We start from the raw sequence: 1,153 nt of genomic DNA on the forward strand, positions 1-1,153 counted from the left end.
GAGAGGGTCAGGCCCCCGCCGCCCGCCCCGCGCCGACAGCGCGTACACGGGCACGTACACCAGCCCCTACTACGGCCGGCTGACGGTGGCGGCGAAGCCGGGCGGCGGGGGCCTGACCCTCTCCCTCGGCCCGAAGCCGCTGACGTACCCCCTCACCCCGTACGACGGCGACACGTTCAGCTTCGAGACGACCGGCGAGAACGCGGTGGGCCGCACCGGAGTGACCTTCGACCCGGACGCGGGCACGGTCCGCGTGGAGTACCTCGACGCGAACGACCTGGGCACCTTCCGCCGCACCTAGGCCGTCCTTCCGATCAGGCCGGGCCCGTGACGCCCGGACTAGGCTGGGCCGGATGAGACGCCGCACCCCCGTCCCCCCGTCCCCGCTCCCGCAGCGCTCCGGCATCGACCCGGTCCGGCTGCGCATGCCGGCGGACGGCGGGTTCCCCACGGTGGGCGCGTTCCTGGCCGCGCACTACGCGGGCGGCGCGGGCGCCGCCGCGGTGGCGGACCTCCTGGCCACCGGCCAGGTCGTGGCGGCCGACGGCCGCCCCCGGTACGCCGGCGACCGGTACGAGCCGGGCGGCTGGCTGTGGTTCCACCGGGAGCTGCCGCCCGAGCCGCCGGTGCCGTTCCCGATCCGCGTCGTGTACCGCGACGAGCACCTGCTCGTCGTGGACAAGCCGCACTTCCTGGCCACCACCCCGCGCGGCGGCCACATCACCCAGACCGCCCTGGCCCGGCTCCGGCACGACCTGGACCTGCCCACCCTCAGCCCGGCCCACCGGCTGGACCGGCTCACGGCCGGCCTGGTGATGTTCAGCATCCGCCCCGAGGACCGCGGCGCCTACCAACTGCTGTTCCAGGCCCGCCGGGTGCACAAGACCTACCGGGCGGTGGCCGCGTACGACCCGTCCCTGAGCCTGCCGCGGACGGTCCGCAGCCACATCGAGAAGACCCGCGGGGTCATCGCCGCCACCGAGGTCCCCGACGCCGAACCGAACGCCGAGACCCTCGTCGAACTCCTCGACCGCACGGCCACCCTGGGCCACTACCGCCTGACCCCCCGCACCGGCCGCACCCACCAGCTCCGCGTCCACATGAACGCCCTGGGCCTCCCCCTCCTCGGCGACCCCGTCTACCCCACCCTCAC

2 protein-coding genes are annotated in these 1,153 nt (G+C 75.4%); both read left to right on the top strand.

What is annotated here, in order from left to right:
* Positions 1 to 301, top strand: a 301-nt coding sequence (locus EF918_RS35965) for a DUF3471 domain-containing protein (protein ID WP_125653003.1), incomplete at its 5' end; no start/stop codon positions are given.
* Positions 302 to 353: 52 nt separating this feature from the next.
* Positions 354 to 1,153, top strand: an 800-nt coding sequence (locus tag EF918_RS35970) for a pseudouridine synthase (protein WP_125653004.1), incomplete at its 3' end; no start/stop codon positions are given.

The sequence above is a fragment of the Streptomyces sp. WAC06614 genome (genome assembly GCF_003949795.1).
Lineage (GTDB): Bacteria > Actinomycetota > Actinomycetes > Streptomycetales > Streptomycetaceae > Streptomyces.